This window comes from Candidatus Thermoplasmatota archaeon, assembly GCA_029907305.1.
In the GTDB taxonomy this organism is placed as follows: domain Archaea; phylum Thermoplasmatota; class E2; order DHVEG-1; family DHVEG-1; genus JARYMC01.
This window is the reverse complement of record JARYMC010000116.1, coordinates 1-1,013: the sequence shown is the minus strand read 5'-3', so window position 1 is coordinate 1,013 and position 1,013 is coordinate 1. Positions and strand designations below refer to the sequence as shown.

Genomic DNA, 1,013 nt, shown 5'->3' with positions numbered 1-1,013 from the left:
TGTACCAGTCAGACAGGATGTTGCTATGACAGGTTCACTCAGCATAAGAGGTACCGTTCTACCAATTGGTGGTGTCACCGCGAAAGTAGAAGCAGCAGCAGAAGCAGGTATAAAAAAAGTTATAGTACCAAAAGCTAACCTAAACGATGTACTAATCGAAGATAAATATAAGGATAAAATAGAGATCATCCCAGTGGAGACCCTAACAGAGGTTATAGAAAACGCTCTAGTAGGACCTGGGAAAGAGGAGCTGCTTAGAAAACTCAGAGAAATGAAACCACTCCGGGTTACAGCAAAAGTAGAACTTGAGTCAGAAAAAAAGATGATAACCCCTGACATCACAAAAAAAATTAATAAAACCAAAGAAGCTACTGGGCGGTCTTTCAAGGAAAAGTAATGTTTTATATCAACTTCTTATATTCTCTTTTTTGTAAAAACCATGAAAGCCTTATTCATTGGTAGATTTCAGCCCTTCCACAAAGGACATCTAAACGTAATAAAAAACGTCTCAAAAAAATATGATGAAATCATCATAGGCTTGGGTAGCTCACAATACTCAAATTCTCTAGAAAACCCTTTTTCATCAGATGAAAGAAAAGAGATGATAAAAAAATCACTTGAACAAATCGGTGTCAAAAACTATAGAATTGAGCTTATACCAGATATCCATGATTTACCAAGATGGGCATCATATGTATCGTCTATAGTAACAGATTTCGATGTTGTCATAACAAACAGTCCATTAACAAAACAGTTATTCGAAGAAAAAGGTTACAAAGTAGAGCAGACAGCTATTCTTGATAGAAAAAAGTACTCTGGTAAGGAAATCAGGCGTAGGATCATCAAAGATGAGCCATGGGCTGACTTGGTTCCAGAACCTGTTGTTAAAATCATAAAAAAAATCGATGGCGTTAATAGATTAAAAAAACTATCTAACTAACTTGACAATGTCACATTATGAATAGCCTATCTCAATTTACCCCCTCATTATTCAACCATCTTCAATTTTAACA

At 35.5% G+C, this 1,013-nt stretch carries 2 protein-coding genes (1 of these 2 running past the window's edge); both read left to right on the top strand.

The window, feature by feature from the left end; genetic code table 11:
- Positions 1–397, top strand: the end of a protein-coding gene (gene lonB / locus QHH19_07095) for an ATP-dependent protease LonB (GenBank protein MDH7518086.1). Its footprint begins 1,697 nt before the window's first position; the window shows 397 of its 2,094 coding nt (coding positions 1,698–2,094); its start codon lies beyond the left edge, outside the window; it ends in the stop codon at positions 395–397.
- A 42-nt stretch (positions 398–439) separates the two neighbouring features.
- The gene (locus tag QHH19_07090) at positions 440–940 is read left to right on the top strand and encodes a nicotinamide-nucleotide adenylyltransferase (protein ID MDH7518085.1); all 501 of its coding nucleotides are present in this window, start codon (positions 440–442) and stop codon (positions 938–940) included.
- Positions 941–1,013: the final 73 nt, after the last annotated feature.